This is a genomic window from Alteromonas sp. ASW11-130 (assembly GCF_026183735.1).
Taxonomy (GTDB): domain Bacteria; phylum Pseudomonadota; class Gammaproteobacteria; order Enterobacterales; family Alteromonadaceae; genus Alteromonas.
In genome coordinates, this window is the sequence record NZ_JAPFRE010000038.1 from 62,381 (window position 1) to 84,852 (window position 22,472).

At 43.6% G+C, this 22,472-nt stretch carries 8 protein-coding genes and 1 pseudogene; 6 read left to right on the forward strand and 3 right to left on the reverse strand.

From position 1 onward, the window contains the following. Window positions 1-31: 31 nt before the first annotated feature. From OPS28_RS13615 to OPS28_RS13630, 4 genes are all read left to right on the forward strand, one after another. Window positions 32-436 (forward strand): hypothetical protein, encoded by a 405-nt coding sequence (locus tag OPS28_RS13615; RefSeq protein ID WP_265610014.1) that lies wholly within the window; start codon window positions 32-34, stop codon window positions 434-436. Window positions 437-628: 192 nt separating this feature from the next. Beyond that, on the forward strand, window positions 629-7,975 hold the full coding sequence (locus OPS28_RS13620; RefSeq protein WP_265610015.1) for a S8 family serine peptidase: 7,347 nt from the start codon (window positions 629-631) through the stop codon (window positions 7,973-7,975). A gap of 239 nt (window positions 7,976-8,214) precedes the next feature. Beyond that, window positions 8,215-9,753, forward strand: coding sequence for an AbgT family transporter (locus OPS28_RS13625; protein ID WP_265610016.1), 1,539 nt, complete (start codon window positions 8,215-8,217; stop codon window positions 9,751-9,753). A 390-nt stretch (window positions 9,754-10,143) separates the two neighbouring features. After that, entirely contained in the window at window positions 10,144-10,818 is a 675-nt protein-coding gene (locus OPS28_RS13630; protein WP_265610017.1) for a 2OG-Fe(II) oxygenase, read from the forward strand. An 89-nt stretch (window positions 10,819-10,907) separates the two neighbouring features. Here OPS28_RS13630 and OPS28_RS13635 read toward each other — a convergent pair whose 3' ends face one another. After that, window positions 10,908-12,374, reverse strand: a complete 1,467-nt coding sequence (locus OPS28_RS13635; RefSeq protein WP_265610018.1) for an amidohydrolase family protein — start codon at window positions 12,372-12,374, stop codon at window positions 10,908-10,910. Between the two features lie 204 nt (window positions 12,375-12,578). Here OPS28_RS13635 and OPS28_RS13640 point away from each other — a divergent pair. Both OPS28_RS13640 and OPS28_RS13645 read left to right on the forward strand, forming a co-directional pair. Next, a pseudogene (locus tag OPS28_RS13640) lies at window positions 12,579-12,752 on the forward strand (IS3 family transposase); the annotation flags it as partial. A gap of 328 nt (window positions 12,753-13,080) precedes the next feature. Further along, complete coding sequence (locus tag OPS28_RS13645; protein ID WP_265610019.1) at window positions 13,081-14,364, forward strand: APC family permease; 1,284 nt, start codon at window positions 13,081-13,083, stop codon at window positions 14,362-14,364. Window positions 14,365-14,771: 407 nt separating this feature from the next. Here OPS28_RS13645 and OPS28_RS13650 read toward each other — a convergent pair whose 3' ends face one another. Then, window positions 14,772-21,002 (reverse strand): putative Ig domain-containing protein, encoded by a 6,231-nt coding sequence (locus OPS28_RS13650; protein WP_265610020.1) that lies wholly within the window; start codon window positions 21,000-21,002, stop codon window positions 14,772-14,774. Between the two features lie 579 nt (window positions 21,003-21,581). After that, window positions 21,582-22,133, reverse strand: coding sequence for a hypothetical protein (locus OPS28_RS13655; RefSeq protein WP_265610021.1), 552 nt, complete (start codon window positions 22,131-22,133; stop codon window positions 21,582-21,584). Window positions 22,134-22,472 lie beyond the last annotated feature (339 nt).

The window sequence follows — 22,472 nt, forward strand, 5'->3', positions numbered from 1 at the left end:
TGTAGCCGCTCCACACACCAGTATGCATACTATGATTAGCTCCATTATTAGCTTACTCTTAGCGATTTTTCTAGGTATGTCTTCGGTTATATCAGCACAGGAACGCCTTAGAGTACCCGAGTTTGTCCCTTGCGAGCGTAATAATTTGACCTCGTTGACCGGTAAAGTAACGACGTATTTACGCGGTAAGAATAAGACTAAGTTTACGATAAAAACCTTTGCTGGAACCACCGAAAACGTAGCATTGTCTTACAAAGATATAAATGAGCTTGAACGCCATTACTATATGAATGGTAAGGCTTTAACTCCTCATAATTGGAGCTTGCTTGAAGATTCTCCTCAACAAATTAAAGCCGACGTAACAGCGCGAGTGTGGCTATGCTCGGACCAAAGTCATAAAATAATTGTTGATTGGCAAGTACCTACCTCTGCTTAATTCGCTAAAGCCATACCTGGCAAACGGAGAGGGTTCATCTATGCCATTAGACCTCTTCAGGAATTAAAATTTAAAGTCAGTGTGCGTAATGCATTAATGTGTTGAAAAAATATACGCGCAAAGTAAAATATAAATCAGTCATTTGTATTGCTATGTGCGTCGTCGTAATAGCTGTCAGTTGTTGGAGTAGTAATGAAAAGGAACTTACTTAAAGGGTCTGTTATAGGCCTTTGTATATCAATATGTTTATTTATCCTATGGAATGAAAATGATGGTCTGAGTGGCGGTGTCTCCAAATCATTAGCAAATAACAAATCGGATGATTTAAATTTAAATTTATCCCCCAAAGCTAATCCTTCTAAGTCTGCTAAATCCAGTACAATAGTAAAAAATGATGCTAAAAAAGCGTCAATTGAGTATGTGCGGGATCAGGTTCTATTAACGTTTTCTAAAGATGTCACTACTGAGCAAATCGATAGCGTTATAAAAGGTGTTGCGTTCGAATCAATTTCAAAGATATCCGAGTCTGCTGGTATATATTTGCTCAAGTTACAAGAAGGGTCATCAGTAGTAGATACCCAGATCACACTTAAAGCTAGCAAATTCGTAAAATCTGTTGAACGCGACATGATTTATTATACCCAAACCACGCCAAACGACCCTCAATATGCAGAACTGTGGGGATTACACAATACCGGTCAGAGCGGCGGTGTAGCGGATATTGATGTGAATGCATTCGAAGCATGGGACCGATTAAGGGGGGAGAGCGAGGTCGTTGTTGCAGTAATTGATACGGGGGTTGATTATACCCATGAAGACCTTGTCAATAATATGTGGATTAATCCCAATGAAGTGGCGGGTAACGGTATTGATGATGACAACAATGGGTATATTGACGACATTTATGGTATCGATACGGTCAACGATGATTCTGACCCTATGGATGATCATTATCATGGCACACATGTGGCGGGTACCATCGGCGCAGAAGGAAATAATGGAATAGGCGTTGTAGGTGTTAATTGGCGAACCAGTATTATCGCCTGTAAATTTTTAAGTGCTGGCGGATCAGGTAGCACGTCGGACGCAATTGAATGCCTGGATTATTTGTACGATCTGAAAGTCAATCATGGGATCAATATAATACTCAGTAATAACTCCTGGGGAGGGGGCGGAGCTTCCCCAGCCTTGGAAGCAGCCATAGCATTGCATCGAGATGCAGGAATCATTTTTGTAGCTGCGGCCGGCAATGACGCATCCGATAACGATTTATATCCTTCTTACCCCTCAAGTTATGGCACAGAAAATATTGTTTCTGTAGCGGCCATAGACAGGTTTGGGGAGCTTGCTGACTTTAGTAATTATGGAGAAACAACAGTAGATATTGGTGCGCCAGGCGTTAATATTTTAAGTACAATTCCACATAACGGTTATGATCAACTTAGCGGTACGTCCATGGCTGCGCCCCATGTTGCAGGTACCTTGGCATTAATGGCGGCGGATAGGCCTCACCTTAGTTCATCCGAACTGATTGAATTGTTATACGCAAATAGTGCAGATTTAAGTTCTCTTAGCGGTAAAACAGTTACTGGCAAGCAAGCAAAACTAGACCTTTTCGGTATTGATACTGATGAAGATGGTATGCCTGATTGGTGGGAAGAGAAATACGCGCTAAATAGCAACGACCCGAACGATGCCAATGATGATAATGATAACGATGGCTTAACTAACTTAGAAGAGTTTACCTACCACACCTCCCCAGACCAAAGCGATACCGATAATGATGGCTTAACCGATAGCGAGGAGGTAAACAGCTATTCAACGAATCCCACAAGTGCTGACTCTGATCAAGATGGCTTATCTGATGGTGAAGAAGTAAATACTTACAGTACTGACCCTTTAAAAAGGGACTCTGATTCAGATGGTCTTAATGACGGTCGAGAGGTCTATAGCTACGGTACCGATCCTACGAGTGATGATAGTGATAGTGATGGCTTGGGGGATGGTTTCGAAATTCAATTTGGATTTGATCCGTTAAGCAACAGTGGAGAGCAACACGAAGATGCTGATTCGGATGGACTGAGTAACCTGAATGAATTTTTAACTGGTTCCAATCCTTTGATGTCAGACACTGATTCTGATGGGTTGAATGACGCAGAAGAAGTCAACGTGTACGCGACTGATCCAAACAATGTAGATTCAGACGACGATGATTTATCTGACTATGATGAGCTCATACATTATTCAACTAATCCAAATATGCACGATACAGATAGCGATCAAATCCCCGATGGTTATGAAGTACGCTTTAACCTTGATCCTCTATTTAATGATGCAAATAATGACCCTGACTACGACCAGCGTTCAAATTATCAGGAGTATTTGGACGGCACGAATCCGTTTACACCCGAAGTGATAGATACAGAGCCTAACGATACGGTTGATAATGCACAGTCAGTGGATGGTTACTTCAGTGTTAACTACTCAGCAGACATAGGGGATGAATATTCAAATACATCCGAAACCATCCCCCATGTTACTATTCTTGGCCGTGGTGACGATAGCTATGACTACTACAAATTTACTGTTACCAATGCCCCTTCAAAAGCGATTTTTGACATCGATTATGGCTTTGAACATAACTCGCAAACTGCAATGGATTCGGATCTAACACTGTATCAAGAAGACGGCGCTCAAGTAGTATATTCCGACGACGCCGATCCTGATTACGGCGGAAGTGGCAGTGAAAGTGGCTTGGATTCTTTCTTTACTTATGAATTCGACACCGCTGGCGTTTATATTATCCGCGTTTCTACTTGGAGTCGGTCCCCAGTGGTGGCGGGGAAAGATTACACGTTGCATGTGTCCTTAGAGAGCGCTTTAATAGATGCAGATGGCGATGGTATGTCTGATTTTTGGGAGCAACATTTTGGCTTAGATCCCGGTAATCCGACTGATGCAGCCAATGACAACGACAGAGATGGTTTGACGAACCTTGAAGAGTTCATTGCAGACACCAACCCTCTGGAAATGGATTCAGATTCTGATGGGCTAACCGATGGTGATGAACTAAACGTTTACCGTTCGAACCCTATTTCGAACGACACAGATTCGGATGGCTTAGCCGATGGTGATGAAGTTAACCTCTATGCTACCGATTTACTCAATGACGATTCAGACAATGATGGGTTAAGTGATGGAGAGGAAGTTAACGCTTACTTATCCGATCCGCTCATGAGCGACACTGATGCTGATGGGATGAATGATGGAGCGGAAGCTGAATACGGATTTAATCCGTCATTATTCGAATCACACAATACCTTGGATAGTGATAATGATACGCTCACTAATCTGGAAGAAATTGAGTTAGGCACCAACCCCAGTAACAGTGATACGGATGGTGATGGTTTATCAGATTCGAATGAAATCAACATTTACTCTACTGACCCAATTATGGAAGATACCGAATCTGATGGGATGGCTGATGGTTGGGAAATCGACTTTGGTTTAAATCCGTTAATTAATGATGCTGAAGACGATTATGATCGCGATGAATACTCAAATTTAGAAGAGTTTTTGGGCGGAACCGATCCTACTGACCCAGCTTCACATCCTATCGATATAATTGGGTATTCAATAGATGATTATGGTTCTTTATATCAATTCAACTTAACAGTCGGCACATATTCTGTAATTGGGTCGTTGGGAGTAGAGTATGATTTCAAAGCAATAGCCATCCACCCTGATGGCGGTATTTATGCTGCTGAAAATTCGAATCAAGGATTGTACAAGATTGATCCTAATACTGGCGCCGCATCATTTGTTGGTTATCTTAACGTCCATGTAAGCGAAAAGGGGATGACGTTTGATGATGAAGGAAATTTATATCTCATTGATCATACCGATCTCTATCAAGTCGATATCGAAACTGGTGAAAGCAGATTAATAGGATCTCACGGTTTAGGTTATGTTGATAATATCGCTTACACAAACTCAAAGCTCTATATCATTCCTGCTTTAGGTCAGCCGATGAGTTTGTTCGAAATATCTATTACCGACGCTTCAGCCACGTATGTATCTGAGCTGCCATTAAGTTTATCTGGCGCTCAAACAGGGTTGTCGGCAGATCAGTTCGGAAATCTTTGGTTGTTGGACGAGGAGGGTACAGTCTATCGGCTAGAGAATAACTCATGGGAGTTGCTAGATTCCATATCTATTCCGTATGGCTTTGAGTCACTAGGCATTCAAAGAGTACAAGACACTGACTTAGACGGCATGTCCGACTGGTGGGAGCTTCAATATGGACTCGACCCTGAAGACTTGTCGGATGCTAATTTAGATGCTGATAACGATCATCTGACTAACCTAGAAGAATATTTTGCAGGTTCTTCGCCGTTGCTTATAGACACCGATGATGACGGGTTGTCGGATGCTGATGAAGTGAATACTTATCTTACGAATCCTGCTATGAAGGATACAGATGAGGATGGGCTAGAAGATAACATTGAAATATTAGAACAGTCAGATCCTCTCACTGTTGATACAGATTCTGATGGTATTTCCGATGGATATGAGCACCGCTTTGGGCTTAATTTACTCGAATACGATTCGCGAGAAGATTTCGATAACGATGGTCTGAATAATTATTTGGAATTCCAATTAGGTACACCTGCTAATTTCAGTAATATTGATCATACTGAAGATAATAGTAGCTTTGAAACTGCACGGAATTTAAATACTAACTTTACTCAGCTATATTCTCCAAATGTGGGCAATAGACGAGAAAATACCTCTGAATCAACTCCTTATGTAAGCGTGGTTGGCATTGGTAGTAATGCTTACGATTACTATTCCTTTAGTTCCAATGAATCAAACCAGGAAATTATTATAGATGTCGATAATGCAACCTTTGATACTATCATCAGGCTGTACGATAGCAATTTACAGCAAATAGCCATGAATGATGATTCCAATATCGAAGATGGCCAAAGAGGAAGTGAAAGTAATCTTGACTCGTACCTAGAATATACATTGGCCTCAGCAGATACCTACTATGTTTCGGTAGAGCGGTATTCCGATAGTTATATAGACTCAGGGGCAATTTATCAGCTTCATATTTCAGTACCAGGTGCAGTAGTTAATGATTCTGATCAGGACGGAATTCCAGACGAATTTGAAATAGCTAATGGTCTGGATTATAGCTATGCCGCTGATTCATTAAGTGACGAAGATGGTGATGGACTAAATAATTATTGGGAATATGTACGAGGCACAAATCGCTTAGTTGCTGATACTGATTCAGACGGTATTATAGATAGCGAAGACGATGCGCCGTTGGATGGATCGGTAGGCGAAGGTATAGCGCCTGTTTTTGGTGAATTGTCACCGATAGAAATTGAAGCAACAGGTACTTTAACAAGAGTAACATTGCCTCAGCCTGAAGTCTTTGATGTTGATCCTAACGTAAGCATTCGTTCCGATGTAAGCGGCACATATGCTTTAGGTGAATATATTGCTACATGGGAAGCTACGGATTTCGTGGGCAATACTAGTAGCGCTACGCAAACATTCCGGGTTGTTGACACGACGCCACCTGAAATAGACATAAGCAACGAGTACTCTTTTTACACCGTACATTCTACAAAGGATATCTCAGATGATTTAGCTGGATACGCATATGATCATGTTGACGGTGCAAGAGAACTGTTTTTCGCGTCAGGATCAGTGCTGAGAACAGGCTTCCACACTGTCGATGTATCGTCAGAAGATGCAAGCGGCAATATCGCTACTCAACCAGTAAATGTTTATATATACCCTTCGATTCAAGTGGCGAAAAAAATGTATGCTGAGCCGGGTAGCTTTCTTGAGGTAGAATTTCCTCTTTCTGGGGCGCCTCCCTTTTATCCAGTAGAGCTTTCGTTTGGCATATACGGAGATAGTGGTTACTACTATGAATCGATAGAAGAAGGACAACTTATTAAGTCGAAAATTTGGATCCCTGAAACGATGTCTGCCGGTGACCAAATGAAGCTTTACCTTTCCTGGGGTAATAATGCAGGAATTGATAGCTCTTTATCCCAAATGACGATAGAAATAATAGAAGATAATCGACCTCCTCAGATACAGTTGCAGGCTTATCAGAATGGTAGAGCTGTAACAGTTATTGATAAATCAGCTGGAAACGTAACACTCGAAGTTACGTGGAAAGATGTAAATAGCAGTGATCAAATTGAAGTGTACAGTCATTCCGTCAATACTGAAGTGAGTCAAGGTGATGTAACCACGTCTTCTGCCAAGTTTGTCCTAGACCCCTCTGATCTTCAAGAAAACCTCAAAGCTGAGTTTAGTATTGTCGAAACAAATACGAGTGAAAAATATGCCGTCACTTCTACTATTGAGTTATCAGTGATTGCTTCGTTGCCGCTACTCGGTGATACAGATAGCGACAATGACGGCATTTCAGATGTCGACGAGGGCGCGTATGACGATGACTTAGATGGCATACCAAATTATTTGGATATCAACAACGTTCCCAACCGGCTTCCTACCGCTTCAGGAATGCGAGATATAGTAGCCGCTCCCGGACTACGCTTGTCTTTAGGTAGTTTGGTTCTCAATAGCTATGGAATAAATGCGGCCAACGGGGGAATCCAGATTGAGGATTTATCCTTTGACGCCGATTCATCAATCCCACCGTATGGTTCTACTGACGCGAGTGCGGCATTACAGCCAGTTAACTTCAAAGTTTCCGGTTTAGCGGAGAATGGTGAATCTGCACAAATTGTCATTCCTCTGGATAAGCCAATTACATCAAGTATGGAGGTGCGTAAATTCAGCACCGAATTAGGCTGGTACAATTTTGTTGAAGATTCTCGTAATGAAATATTGTCGACAAATCTGGATGATGAAGGTAATTGTCCGACTATTGGTTCATATCAATATGTAGACGGATTGTCCGTGGGGGCAGAATGTTTGATGCTACGAATCGAAGATGGCGGGCCGAATGATGCTGATGGGTTACAAAACGGACAAATTGAAGATCCCGTGTATGTCGCGGCGGTAGCGAGTACCTCACCCAACGCAGTTTTAGCCGGTCCGGAGGCCGTTGATGAAGGTACTAGCTTCGAGTTAGATGCGAGTAGAAGCTACGATCCAGACGGCGAGGAGTTAAGCTTTACTTGGGAACAGCTAGATGGTCCAGATGTATCGATTGGTGGCCAAACGTCATCGGTAATTACACTGTCTGCCCCTGACGTGCCAAGCGACTCATCGATGCAGTTTAAGGTGACAGTGAGTGATGGGTATTACAGCCATACAGCGACGTTAAGCGTTTCGCTGCTAGATGTTCCTGATAATACGCAGGACGATCCCGTTACCCAGCAGCCGGAAGATAATCCGCCCGTTAATAATCAAAATCCCACAGGTAATGGTTCTTCAAGTGGAGGGGGCGGGTCTGCAGGTTATATGTGGTATCTACTGATGCTTGTAGCCCTATTAAATAGAAAAACTGCGTTGTTAAATCGAAGCTGTAGAACTTAAGATACGCCTCCCCCCTTTGAATATTGATTCATAGGGGGCACGGCTCTAAGCTAACCGTCGTGTTAATTTAAAGTAAACATTGTTCTGTATATTTGGTTTGATTTCGAGTAATTTAGCTGCTGAAAAAAGTCCTTTCCATCGTGTTTCTAACTAACGCATACATAAACACGTGAGCTTTAACGTGATTTAACCGATTGGAAGTGTGTTAAAAAAATTATAAATAATAATGAGCATTCTCTATGGAACAAACTAATTCGTCGCTGGTTCAGCGAATTCTTAATAAAGTTGAAATTTGGGGAAATAAACTACCTGACCCCGCGGTGCTATTTATCATCCTGTTAGCTACTGTGTGGGCGCTGTCTTGGGCGCTGTCTGGTGTGGATTTTAACGTGGTCGATCCGCGTAACGGCGAGCCATTGTACATCAGCAACCAGTTTTCCGGTGATGCATTAACACAATTTATGTCATCTATGGTGACTAACTTTGCGCATTTTCATCCGGTAGGTGTGGTGCTGGTGGCCATGCTCGGCATTGGTATTGCTGAATATTCAGGTTTTATTAATGCGGGCCTGCGCGCCTTACTGTCGGTCACTGCGAAATGGTTATTGACACCGATGATCATTCTTATCGGCATTGTGAGCCATTCTGCTGTTGACGCCGGGTACGTGTTGGTTATTCCATTAGGTGGGGTAATTTTTTATGCGGCAGGGCGCCATCCCTTGGCAGGTATTGCAGCGGCATTTGCGGGTGTATCGGGCGGCTTTTCGGCTAACTTTGTCCCCTCTGCTTTAGATCCTATGCTTCAAGGTATCTCTCAAGCTGGTGCGCAACTACTGGATCCGAGCGTGATTCTCAACCCGCTGAACAATTACTATTTTACAGCTGCGTCCGCGATTATCGTTACATTACTGGGCTGGTTTATTACTGACAAGTTGGTGGAGCCCAAGCTGAAAAATAATCCCGTTGACGGCGATATGTCCGATTTACCGAGCATGGAGCCCTTGAAAGAAGATGAACGTACAGCACTACGCTGGTCTTTAGTTGCCGTTGTATTAGGTATTATTTTACTTGCAGTAAGTGCCTCTTTTGATACATCACCCTGGCGTGGTGACGATGGCACGTTAACTTCTTTCTCTGCTCCTTTGATGAAGTCTATCGTGCCGCTTATCTTTCTTTTATTCCTTATTCCCGGCTTGGTCTATGGCCTGATTATTGGCTCAATAAGAAATTCAAAGCAATTTGTTGAAGGCATGACCAAAGCAATGCAAGGTATGGGATACTATCTGGTTATCATGTTCTGTATTGCGCAGTTTATTTATGCGTTTGGACAATCCAACCTGGGAATTCTTTTAGCGGTAAAAGGTGCTGATTTTCTTCAGGCAATGCAACTTCCAGCCGGTATCACTATTACAGGAATTATTTTGCTGACAGGCTTGATCAATTTGTTTGTAGGTTCTGCGTCAGCGAAGTGGGCACTACTAGCCCCCATTTTTATCCCTATGTTGATGCAATTAGGTATTTCACCTGATTTAGCGCAAGCCGCTTACCGCATTGGTGATTCCAGTACCAACATCATTACCCCATTGATGCCATATTTCCCCCTAGTAGTGGTATTTTGCCAACGGTATGTTACCAACACAGGCATCGGCACCCTTACTTCTATTATGCTGCCGTTCTCGGTGAGCTTCCTGGTGGTATGGACTATCTTCCTGATGCTTTACTGGACCTTAGGTATACCGCTGGGTATCCAGGCATCCTATGAATACAGCATGCCATAAATGACCTAATGCCCGATTTAAAATCGGGCATTTTTTTACCTACTCATAATGCGATAACCCTTCTGTATTATCGCCATAAAAGCTCTCTTAGAAACAAGTGATAATGTGGTTATTGTTCATCGACAATTCTCTGTGCAAATAGTCGCTTCATGCCAGCTTGTTACGTATTTAGATTGTCAAAAAAATAAGCCTTTAACAGAATTTTCTCTCGTATTAAGGGATAGCAATTCGCACATTTTTCACGGCGTAATAAGCGTCATTAAATTATAAATGCTGCGTAAAAACTATTCGCTTTTTATAGGGACTTAGATAGAATACACCGTTTTCCGAGTAGATCTAAGATTCCCTCTGAAAGCAAAATTATGCTTAATTTGTTTTTGGAAAAATATCTTGGCACACGTCCTCTCAGATTTTCCTAGCCTTACTGCGCCATCCGACAACTTACTATTGTTTGAGCAGGTTGCTAAGGATATAGAAACGCAGGGGTTCAGTATTCGTCCCGGTGCCTTACCTCCTCATATAGCTGACGCTTTGCTTCACCAGCAATTACGTTTGAATAATGCGAAGTATCAAGGAGCAGGTATCGGGCGGGGTGACGCGCGTATTAATAACAGTTTTGTCAGAACAGATGCAATTTGCTGGATCACAGGCAGCACAGATGCAGGGAGACTGTGGCTTGAGTGGGCAAATGAGCTAAAAAATTATCTCAATCAACGGTTGTTTCTTGGTCTGTTTTCGTTCGAGAGCCATTTCGCTCTTTACCCGCCGGGAGCGTTTTACAAACGTCATCTAGATTCGTTCAAAGGCAATACCAATCGAATTATATCGTTGGTAACTTACCTCAACTCTAATTGGTCTAACACCGACGGCGGAGAGTTGGTGTTGTATCAAGATAATACCGACCAAGAAGGTATTCGTGTCGTTCCATTAATGGGTACACTGGCAATTTTCTTGAGCGAAGAATTCCCCCATGAAGTTTTACCGGCACACCGTGATCGCTACTCAGTCGCAGGATGGTTCAGGGTAAACGCTTCGGTTGCAGACAGAGTAGACCCACCACGGTAAAAAATAAAAAGTAAAAAAGTAAAAGAGTAAAAAGTAAAAAGGGTCGGAGTAAAATCACTGGCAAATATGTCATCGACCCTCAGTAGGCCCTACCTGACCGTCAGGGAATCCCGAGAGACAACATTTCCTCTGATAATAATGGTTTCGATATCCTGCCAAGCCTGAATGTTTATTAAGGGATCTGAATTAAGCAACAGCATATTGGCGATTTTACCTCGTTCGACTGTGCCGTAATCTGTCGCGATTTCAAATTGTATGGGACCATTAACGGTTGCTGCATCCAAAATCGCCTTTAATGACACTCCCGCATCATGCATGTTAAGCAGTTCATGATAGGTAGAAAGACCAGGAGCGGCAGCAAATGACGGGCTAGAAGGAAAGTCAGAAGCGAGTATCATCGGATAATCATGGTCCGCCAGGTACTTGGTCGACTGCAAAGCGCGCTTAAACCCGTAATTAAACATCTCATAAATTTGCGCTTCTTGCATATCGGGCGGAAAATCGCCTTTAAGCTCATTTCTAAACCATTGGCCCTCATCCGTTTCAAACCATGTTAAAAGCGATTTGGGTAGTACGAGTTTCCGCTCTTTATCTGATACTAATTTATCTGCAAACATATCTTTCAGTGCCTGCATAACGTGTATGGTTGGCATATAACCAACGTTGCCTGCCATTAATCGATCAAGTGTGTCAGCGACGGGTGGCGCGCCTTTGTCTTTCGGCCAATTCCAGTTCCATAAGCCATGAGCAAAAATATCAACATCATTCGCTAACGCATGGTGATACATATCAATAGCATTCGCATGCGCTACCAATTGTAAGCCATGTTTCGTCGCTTCAGTTCTAATTTTAGCCACTGTCTCATCGAGTAACATAGGCCAGTCAGACGCATCACTAAACCCATTTTCAAAATAAAGTTTTATACAAGGCGCTCCTGTTTCAGCGATTCTCGCAACGACTTTTTCAGGTGTTTGTTCACTATGAGATTTGGAGGCAGGGATAGACTTAGTAATTCCAGGCTCAACGATAAAAAAGTCGGAATGAGTTAGCGTGTGCTTTGCATCTAAATCAGGATAGCCGCCCACAATAGGTATAGGCTTACAGCTAAAGTATTCAGGATGAATTTCACCTTTCGTAAATATTTTTTCACCATCGTTAGCGCCCAAATTCAGTACCTGAGTAACACCGTAGTATAAAAAGCTTTTAGGTTGTTGGTGGAGGTAAGCCGATATGAGCTGAGGGTACTGCTTAGCTTTATCAGATTTGATAAACCCAATTCCAGGAACACTATTTACATGGACATGACTATCCATCAAGCCATAAGTTAAATATTTCCCTTTTCCATCAATTTTTAACGCATCTGAAGAAACAGGTGAAATTTCTTTGTCGGATACCGCAGATATACGTCCATCGACAACACGCACAAATTGGTTTTCTTGTGGTTTATCTAAATGGGAGGAAATGACGGTCACATTTTCAATAATTAATTCACTAGCGGTGGCAAAATGAAATGAACTAAGCGCAAAGAGTAATAGTGAACCAATAATTTTGAACATGCTTCCATTCCAGTTAAAAAAACTAATAGCTAAAGATATACGAGATAGTAGAGGGTTAAAAATTGGATGAAAAGCAAACATTGTAAGTAAATATTTGTTAGCTAGTACAAAACTGGGAAGTCTATTGGGAAAGATAACTGGTCATCAATAAAGTTTAGTGAGTGTATCTAACGACGAGGTGCCGGGGAAGTCAGGGGCGATTCACGCGCAGAGCTCTTCGACTACATTGAAGGCTTCTATAATCCTAGAAGAAACCATGATACAAATGGAGGATTGTCTCCAGTAAAATATGAAAGGCAGTACTATCAGCAGCTAAAGGGGTCTAGATTGTTGGGGTCTTACCAAAGCGTTGCGTTGTGCAAAGTAGTATTGATATAGACAGGTGGAATGTTCAAAAAGAGAAGCCGGATTAAAGCTTTTTTCCTGTAGTGTTAAAGTTTATTCTACGGCGCAAAAGTGCTGTTTTAATTAATCAGCCTGTTAGGGAGGTTGCGGCGCCCGCCGCAATAACTATGCTTCGTAGTGATTTTGCGGAGGAACTTTTTGACCGCAAATGGCATGGTACAGACGTCCAATTTTAGTCGCACCCTAGCACGCAAAGTACCAGATGAAGTTGAACCTGACTCAATAAAATGCTACCAAGTTCCATTCTCTTACACTGCAATTATGAATTTAACTATTCAGATACTCACTTTAGGAAGGCTGAATGACCACCGAAAGCTTTAAATATCGCCGTGACATGGGAACACTGGGGGTTCTTTTTATTGTCGTGAACGGACTAATTGGTGCAGGTATTTTTGGACTCCCCGAAGCGCTTCATACGGCTGTCGGCACTTTTGCGCCATGGCTATTGCTCATTGGTGGACTGTTAGTAATGACGATTGTCATTTGCTTTGCTGAATTGACCAAGTTAACTGAACGTTCAGGTGGACCACAACGCTTTGTGGGCGATGCATTTGGTGCCTACCCAGGGTTTGTGGTGGGGTGGACTTTCTTTGCCGCGCGGCTGATCAGCCAAGGGGCGAATGTGCTGGTGCTGGTAGCCTATGCGGCAGCCCTGTGGCCCGCGGTAGGTGAGGGTACGGCTAAGGTCGTCTTGATTGCCAGCGTACTTGGGGGACTGACCATTATTAATGTAGTTGGCATAAAACGGGTGGTGGCCGTACTAGGCGCTATGACCCTGTTTAAGCTTTTACCGCTAGTTGTGCTCATGTTGGTAGGCATCGGCGCGGCGCTGGATTCGGGAGAAGTAACATTACCGCAATTTACCGCGGTGGAAGGTATTGCTTTGGCAGCGCTTTACGCCTTTGTTGGGTTTGAAAATGCCACTATTCCGGCGGGCGAAACGAAGAACCCAAAGCACTCGATGCCACGAGCACTAATGCTGGGACTTGCGCTAGTGACGCTGCTCTATTTTGGATTACAGTGGGCTTATAGTCATAGCGTGATTGCCGGTACAGGTCCTTCGGCACCCTTAACTGCTTTAGCAGGGGAGTATGGCGGCGATATTGGCGCATGGTTAATTGCCGCGACCATCGTCATGAGTGTGCTTGCCAATCTGACTGCAGGTCATACTTCAGCGAGTCGTATGCCCCCAGCGTTAGCTGAAGATGGGCTGCTACCGTTGTGGTTTGGTAAGGTGTCGAAATGGGGCACGCCTGCTAATTCAATTGTTTTTTTCGGGGGGGGAGCAATTATGTTTTCGTTATGGGATGATTTTCTAGCGCTTGCCGCAGTGAGTACATTGGCGCGCCTGTTGGCTTATATCGCTTCGATTTTGGCACTGCCGGTGCTACGGCTTCAAGCCGGTAAGCCTGCGCTCAACGTACCGATCATTCTAGCTGGGCCAATTGCCATACTACTCAGTATTTGGGCGACGACACACACCAATGCAATGCAATGGCAGACACTTCTTGGCTTTGTTTTAATAGGAACTGTTCTCTATTTTATTGCAGGAAGGAAAAACGGTAGTGTTTCCTCATCGTATTAAGCGGCGTGCTATGCGTATGAAGAGGTAGTTTATAAAACCAGTTATCGTTTCCGCAAATGGCGTTTCAACCATCGCAAAGTTCTCTTGCTGACAAAGCATTCAGTATTGCTGGAAGGGCCGTATTATGAAGCCTGCAATTGTGGCGGCTACAGCTAAAATAAAATCCTCCAAAAGTATGTAAGACATTGGTATATTCACTGTATTCGCGTAGCGGTTGAATACCCCTTTACGCAGTTGAAGGTTGAAGCCGCCCAAGATTAGATCGCAAAAGCGAGGATGAGATTAATATTACAATCTTAACCTCATCCTTACCCGACAGAGCTTTGCAAGGTATAACCAATATGTATAGCGTCCGCCTAGGTTACTCTCTTTTCTCAACCCAATGTTTTTGATTTATTTTAAGCGCGTTACTTTTCTATGAACCGATAGTGTACATTGACGCCTATTAAGCGAACGAAATTATCAGCGATTTCGTAGCGACGGGCAGAGAAACCCACTGAAATTTGTTCAGTAATTTGCCATTGTATGTTTCCCCCAAAATAGAAGTCGTTTTCCGACGACACTCTTCTCTGGGAAGCAACGTCTTGACCATTAAGAATGAAGCTATAGTCATAATCAGCCTCGTACCAAAGATGCCCCAGCCGAATTTTCCAATTTAATTTTTCGTTAATTTTTCTACCATACGTAATAGCGATACCGTGTCCTGAGGCCGCACTAGGGAAAGTGAAATTAAGCCCATCAAGGTAACCATCCACTTCAAATTCGGTAAGGGTGTCAGTAAACGCAATTTCCGTTTCTCCTAATTCAATACCGCCGACCTCGAGCGACCAATGAGGTGAAAATTGATAGCCCAGATCGTACCAATAAGAACTGCTATCTTCTCGGATAGTTTGAAGAACGGCCGTGTCTGATAACGTTGAAATTTGCTCTCGAATATCGTTCTCGTCAAAATAAAAGTTTGAATTTCCGTATCCCCCGGAGACGTATACTTGATATTTTTCGTCAGCATAGAGGCCGCTTGATGCAAATAAGGTAGCTACAGCAATTAACCATCTTCCATTGCGTAACATCAGCATTAACATTACACCCAAGAAAGAGAGTAGGCTCACGCTTCCGCCCGACTCAGATTTTACCACCACTTTACTTTCAAATATTTGTGGTTTACCCACGCCTCCAGGATCGCGCACAATTCCATTTTGTTCGCCATCGGCATCGTTAGGTCCGCCATCTTCGATCGTTAGTTGTACGCACCAATAGCCTTCAGTTAGTCCAGTGGAATATTCCTGCGCGCCGGGCTCAGGGCAATAACCGGGTTCGCCCGGTGCTGACCATAAAATATTATTGCCATTTTCAATAAAATTTTGCCAGCCTGCATTGGGTATATATTTCCTATATACCGCTTCGGGCGGAATGGCAGCTCGCTGTGGGAGAACAACATTTATAGTATTTATATCATCCGGTAAATCTTCCGCAATAAAGTCGAAATATCCGCCTACATTTTCAATTGTATCGGCCTCGATGCCTAGCTTATCAAAATCCTTTTCAGTAACTTGCGCCCCGGTGAAAGAACTGTAAGATGATACTCGCCCTAATTTCATCTTTAACCCCACATCGCCTTCAACAATATACGCGTCTCTTACAATCCCCCGTTCAGGCAATAAATAGGGGACCTCGTTGTTATCTAGGTAATCTGGAACGCCATCATCATCAGTATCAACTAAGCCTTCCTGCGCATCACTGATACCATCACCATCGGCGTCCTCTGTATCGCTAAGCGTTGGACGTTCACTGACTACCGGCACAATAATATTTGCTACATTTTCTAACGAGGGAGAACCGTCATCGGTTACCGTCACAGTTAAATCGACAGGGCCTATGGGTAAATTTAAAGCCTCCACACCTATTTTTCTTCCACCTTCTAATTCGGTAAAGGGGATATCGTCAGCACTTTCCCACACGATAGTATGATTATCGCCCGGATCTTTAATATCTAGTTCTACAATAAGTATTCCATCTTTTGGTGTGACTATCGCGGAAGCCTTCCCATCAACAACCGCAGATAATTGTAAATCGGGCGCAATATTACCCTCAGTAATCGTTAGTGTATGAGTGGGTTTTACGCCCAGATTATGGCGATCGTCCAAGCGTAAAACGAGCGTCTCATCTGCTTCGCCGCTGCCATCATCACTGATATTTACAACAATGGTAGCAATAGTGCCCTCGGTAACGGTGAAACGTTGAGAGGATAAATCATAGTCTGTGTCATCTGCTGAACCCTCCACATTTATGTCGTAGGAAGCAGGGTACTGGGGTAAATCACCGTTCAGAATAAGCGATATTTCAACTTCAGTTCCTTCTTTCGCTCTAACATCGCGGCTAAGCGAGGCAGTAGGCCAAATATCGACAATTTGCTTAATCTCTGAGGTACTACCGGTTGCATCGGTCGCTTGCCAGGTAAAGGTATGTCTGCCAGGGCGTAAAAGGCGCCCTTCTTCTTCGAGATCTGTAAGCGCTATTTCACAGCATTGGTCATCCAAAGCACTGGAAACTGAAATAGTCGTATTTTGTTCGATTAGGGTAGGTGTTACCCGTGTAAAGGTACCCGTAGCGTCTAAAACGACGGCTGTCACACCTTCGAAAACGGGACCTCGTTCATCTGTAAAGGGGTCGCTACCAGCAAGGTACTCTTCACTATTGGATAATCCGTCTCCGTCTGCATCAGCTGCTCCGTCAGTGGGATTAAGAGGATCAAACCCTTGTTCGATTTCATAACCATCGGGCATTCCATCCCCATCATCATCTTCATCCGCATTGTTTCCTATGCCGTCAGCATCAGTGTCGACCGATTCAAGTGGATCCAGTGGGAAAGCGTCAGATATATCCGGAATGTTGTCATTATCATCGTCTGGGTCTGCGTTGTTGCCGATACCATCTAAGTCAGTATCCAACCACTCATTTGGGTCAAGAGGAAATACATCCTGCGAGTTTTCGAAACCATCCCCATCTGTATCCGGGTCGCGGTCGTCGGGATCACCGTCGCCGTCGGAGTCTCGTAGTATAAATAACGCAAACGACTCATCAGCGGTGGCGCCGCCGGTATCGGTAGCGCGAACGGTCACGCTAACGCCGCCCACATCGCTATTGCTCGGTGTGCCAGAGAAAGTTGCTCCGTTAAAGGTTAGCCACGGCGGTAATGCAGAGGCAACCGAGAAGCTTAAGGCATCACCTTCTATATCTGTGAAAGCGTCACTGGGAACCGTAAAAGTAAACGCAACGTTTTCAACAGCGTTTTGGTCTGCGATACCCTGGTCGATGAGAGGAGCATCGTTGACCGGCGCTACGCGTATAGCGAAATCATTAACGGCTGGAATTATACCGCCAAAGCTATCGTTTACCGAAAATACGAAAGAATCACTGAAGGTCTCGGAGCCATTATGTCGATATTCTACAACATTCATATCGTCCACTTCTTGCTGCGTAAACGTATCGCCCACGCCGAGTAATAGATTATTTTTATAGATTGCACCTACGGAGGGTAATTGCGTAATGGTAAATACTATGTCACTCGCAATTTGTTCAGCATCCTGATAATGCAAAGCATCATGGGTAAAGAATACAGCGCCTCCTTCAGCAACATCTAAACCATCATAATGATGACGAAAAGGATCGGTATTAGTGCCTGTCACAGTAAGCGAATACACCTGCGAGTCATTCTCGCCGGCAGTATCGGTGGCAATTACACGAATAGTATATGTGCCTCGATCATACCAGTCCTGTAAGTAAGTAAAGGTGCGCGTAGCTGAATTAAGTGAAATAAAATCTGGCAGGGGAGAACCGTCTGCTAATTCAGCAGTGTAAGTGAGTGAATCGGGCTGTCCCTGAGTAATGTCTTCGTCGGTGAACGTATTCGCAGCGAACTGGTACGTATCTGGACTGGTTACAATATCAACCACCTGATCTACCATGGCTACGTTCGCTACGGGGGCATCATTGGTGTTCACCACTGTCAATGTAAATCCAGTTGACGCACTTTCACCAGAGGTATCGGTAGCAGTAAGGGTCACAGGGTAATTTCCTGGCGTTATGGGTGTACCTGTAATCAATAAACTGGAACTGTTAAAGCTGACGCCTGCGGGTAAACCTGTGACTGAGACTGTCAGTGGCCGCCCTTCGGGATCACTGAATACATTATTCAGATCTATTGCCGACATCACTTCATCTTCATTAATACTGGTGTTCGGTATAGTATTGTCGATATTTGGGGCCGTATTAGCATTAATAAAAAGTGTAAATTGAGCGGTGGCTGTCCCCCCTTTATCATCTTCTGCACTGACCAATATGGTATGTTGGCCCACTACGCTGGTGGGGCCGCTAAAGGTTTGGTCGGCAGGGTTAAAGGTCACGCCTGCTGGCATTCCGCTTGCCGAGTAGGTGATTGGATCGCCATCGGCGTCAGTAAAGAAATTTGCCGGAATGGCGAAGTTGAAGGGCTCATTCTCCAAAAAGGTTTGATTAGAAAGCGTTCCATTAGCTACCGGTGCGTCGTTCGCGATAGAACCCACCGTTGCCGTAGTATTAAAAAGATTGCTACGTAAGTCGTTGTCACTTATCACCAATGATAAGGTTCGCGTTCCATCAGTAGGAGAGACCGCAGTATTTTCGTATGTTAAGTTTCGCACCAGGGCCTGGGCTGCATCAATACTGGTAGGGGCGGTAAAATCTATGACCAGCGCTTCTCCCACACCGGTTTGTGAGGCGCTTACAGCTGCAAATTGGATGCCTTCGTAAGAAACAGCACCGGTGCCGCTGTTATAACTAATTTGGCCTGGACCTGTACCCGTGTTTTCGATCGAAAGAATTTCATCCACGCCGTCTATACGCGTAGAATCAATGCGTAACTTTCCTCCTTGCAGGTCAACCGAATCAGCGTCACTTAATAAAGCATCCTGACCCACATCAACAAACACTTTTACACCATCCAGCGAATAAGCGCCGTCACCTGGGTAGTAAGTGAGTTGCGGTCCTAATGGATCCGGAACCACGAAGTTTATAGTTTGGTACGCCTTAACTTTTCCGTTTTCTTCGATCTGAAAAGTGATGGGATAGGTGCCAGACGTTAGAGCTTGTGAGTCAAATTGATATTGTGTGGCATTTAAAACAGTAAGCGCAAGGTTTCCATTTTCGTCTCTTACATTCCCCAAATTGGTGCTTGTAATTGTTGAACCATCAACTTCATCAATAGAAAATATGAAAGGGGTGTCAGGCGAAACAATTGCCGTTTTGGTGGTCTCGGGAATTTCGTTGGAAAATTCAAACTTCTCAGTAGCTGGACCATTTATCAGATAGAGAATGACATCGAAGTGCGACTTGGACTTCACCGCCCCTGAAGAGTTTAAATCTTCGGCGACAAATCCGGCTGAGTACAACCCAGGAGTTCGGGTACCAGATCCACTCCAGGTAATAACACCTTGGCTATCAATACTCACGCCTGGTGCGTTAGTTGAGGTTCCACCCCCTAGTTCTTCAAGGTTGGCAAGACGGTAATTAATTTCGTCCCCATTGGGATCAACAACATTAGTTTGATAAGTCCAATTGGTTAAGGTGGAGCCATCTCCATTCTGTTGTGGCACCTCAAAAATAATAGGTAGATCTAGCCCTGGCTGTTTATTACCAGCACCGGTGAAAACCAGTGTTTGAATATTCCAATTACCCTCTGAGTTATTTTGCAGTCCGGCTATACGCGCGGCCCCGGCGTAATTAACTTTGTAGGTCACCGAGGGATCTACATCATACATTTCAAATACTTGAGTAAATAAATCGTAAGTACTGTTTGGATCCGAATCGTTTATCGTTTGCAATACTGCTTGACTCTCAATTTCAGTAATAGGAAAAGCTGGAGTACTGGTTAACGATGCTCGGCCACTTAAAGTTGACGCGCCTACCCGCCATGCAGTATTCATGAACAAACGAACATCATCGACCTGGCCGTCGTTATCTGCATCAACCGGAATCCACTTGATACCGCCGCCTCTAAAGTGGGACAAATAACCGTTATAGTCAGATAGTTCTTTAAGCGAGGCAAATAAACCTTGCTCAATATTGCCCACGGTAAATTCAAGCTGCCAGTTTGCAGAAAATTGATCGCCACCGGTTAAATCAGAAGAGGCGGCGACATCTACTTGTAGCGTCTCTGCTAGTTTAGTGACGAAGTTCTTTCCTATTTCTGTTTTTGCTACATCGCAACCATATATTTTGAGGTCTGCACCTTCAGTAAAAAAAGGAGCCAATTGTTGGACTTGAGAGAGGGAATGTTTGTTTGCGTCAAGGGTGTCAGTTCCTAAAAATACGCGACCATCTGCACCGTGTGAGATTAAATGCAACTCATTAATCTTATACGGTTGTGACGCTAAATACTCGCGAAGCTGGCTGATACCGGAGGAATTCGCGTCAATCACCATCACATGGTGTCCTTGGGCCTCTGCTTGTTCATAAAGTTTGGTAGACTCTGGACTGGCGCTGTCTATTACCACTAAAGAACGCTCTGAAACAGTGGGTTCCTCAAAGGAGTGAGAGAGAGCATAGTGACTGGTAAAAGCGAGGGCGAATAAATTAGCTACATGGAAAAGTTTTAATCCCATATTATTCCCATTCAATTTTCGGTATCAAATATACAGTATCGATCACGAAACTGGATCTAACATTAATAATGCTTAATGCAATTTTAGTGATCTATTTTTCGATTCATTCTCACCCGTAATCATGTATCAATTGGATGATAAAATGGGATGTCTCAAAGCTAACGCTATCAATGAAATCGGGCCACAACTTTTGCGCTAGACGGCTCGACGCAGCTTGGTTTCGTGCAATTTCTTCGGGACCGGCCCTTTGCGCTTTCTTCTGCCCTTATTATTGCTTAAGTTAGTTTCAGAAGATTTCTCAAAATGCGCTGACATCTAGTTAACACGTATCGCATTAAGTGCACTATTACAGTGCTTCGTTATTTGAGGAAGATAGTTAATTTATGCGTCTATAATGAGGGGAATAAAATCATTTTTGAAAGTGGATAGCGTGCGAGAAATCCATTAGAGGTTACATTTAATTTACTGCTTTGTAGAATTATGATTAAGAGTGTATATTTTTAGTCTAGTAGTAAAACACTCTGGCTCTATATCGAAAAACTGATATGAGGTTTCTATATAAATTTCTCATTGGCCCCTCTAATGAACTCTTAATCCTTTTGTAGAGAATTCCCTGGTTAGCATTTGGGCTTGTCGGAATAACTCAGGATCCGCCATCGAAAACTCATCCAATGAGCGGGTTAACCAATCCGAAAAATGTTTCAGCTGGCTCGGTCGGAATACACTAACCGTTTCTCCTAAAACCAAAAGTTCTATTAGCACCAGTGTCTGAATTTCCGCACTAGCGCGCCGAACACCCGCTAAATTTAAACGCATTAACACCTCATTATCTGCAGAAAAAGGTACTCGAAGTTGGGTCAGTTGCGTAATTAATCGCGTGATGTCCCGGCCGAACTTTTCTTCAAGCTCGAGTGCGTCAGTTAATTGAAACGCCATCTGTGCATGTAACCACGCGCAGGCTAATAGATTTTTACTATGAGAAAATTGCGCGAGCTTCGTTGCTACGGCTTTAGGGTGGTTGATAAACGCATGACCCGAGTAGGGAGAAAAACAACCTGCGAGAGCAAAGTTTCTGGCACTGAATAAGGCGGCGCGTGAAATAAACGGATCTTCGATCATAATAGTTTGCATAGAGAAACCTCATCAGTTTGTTATCGGCAGAGACTACAGTCTGCACTTTATTGTCGGCCTGTATGCAAGCAGGCTGATATCCTTATCTGATGTTAGACTTTAGTCTACTAAAATGAATGGATAGGGCAACAATTAATTTCGATTGAAATGGTGGAAAGAGGAAAAGGGAAAAGGGAAAAGGGGTCAGAGTCATTTTGATAACTGACTCTGACCCTGAGGTATCCCCACAAATAATTACGGTAAATCAGTGAGATAAAAAAGGAGGGAACATTCATGACGTTTGGTGATCAGATCTTTCGCCAAAAAAAAGTGAAGGTTAAACGCCATGAATGCCCTGTC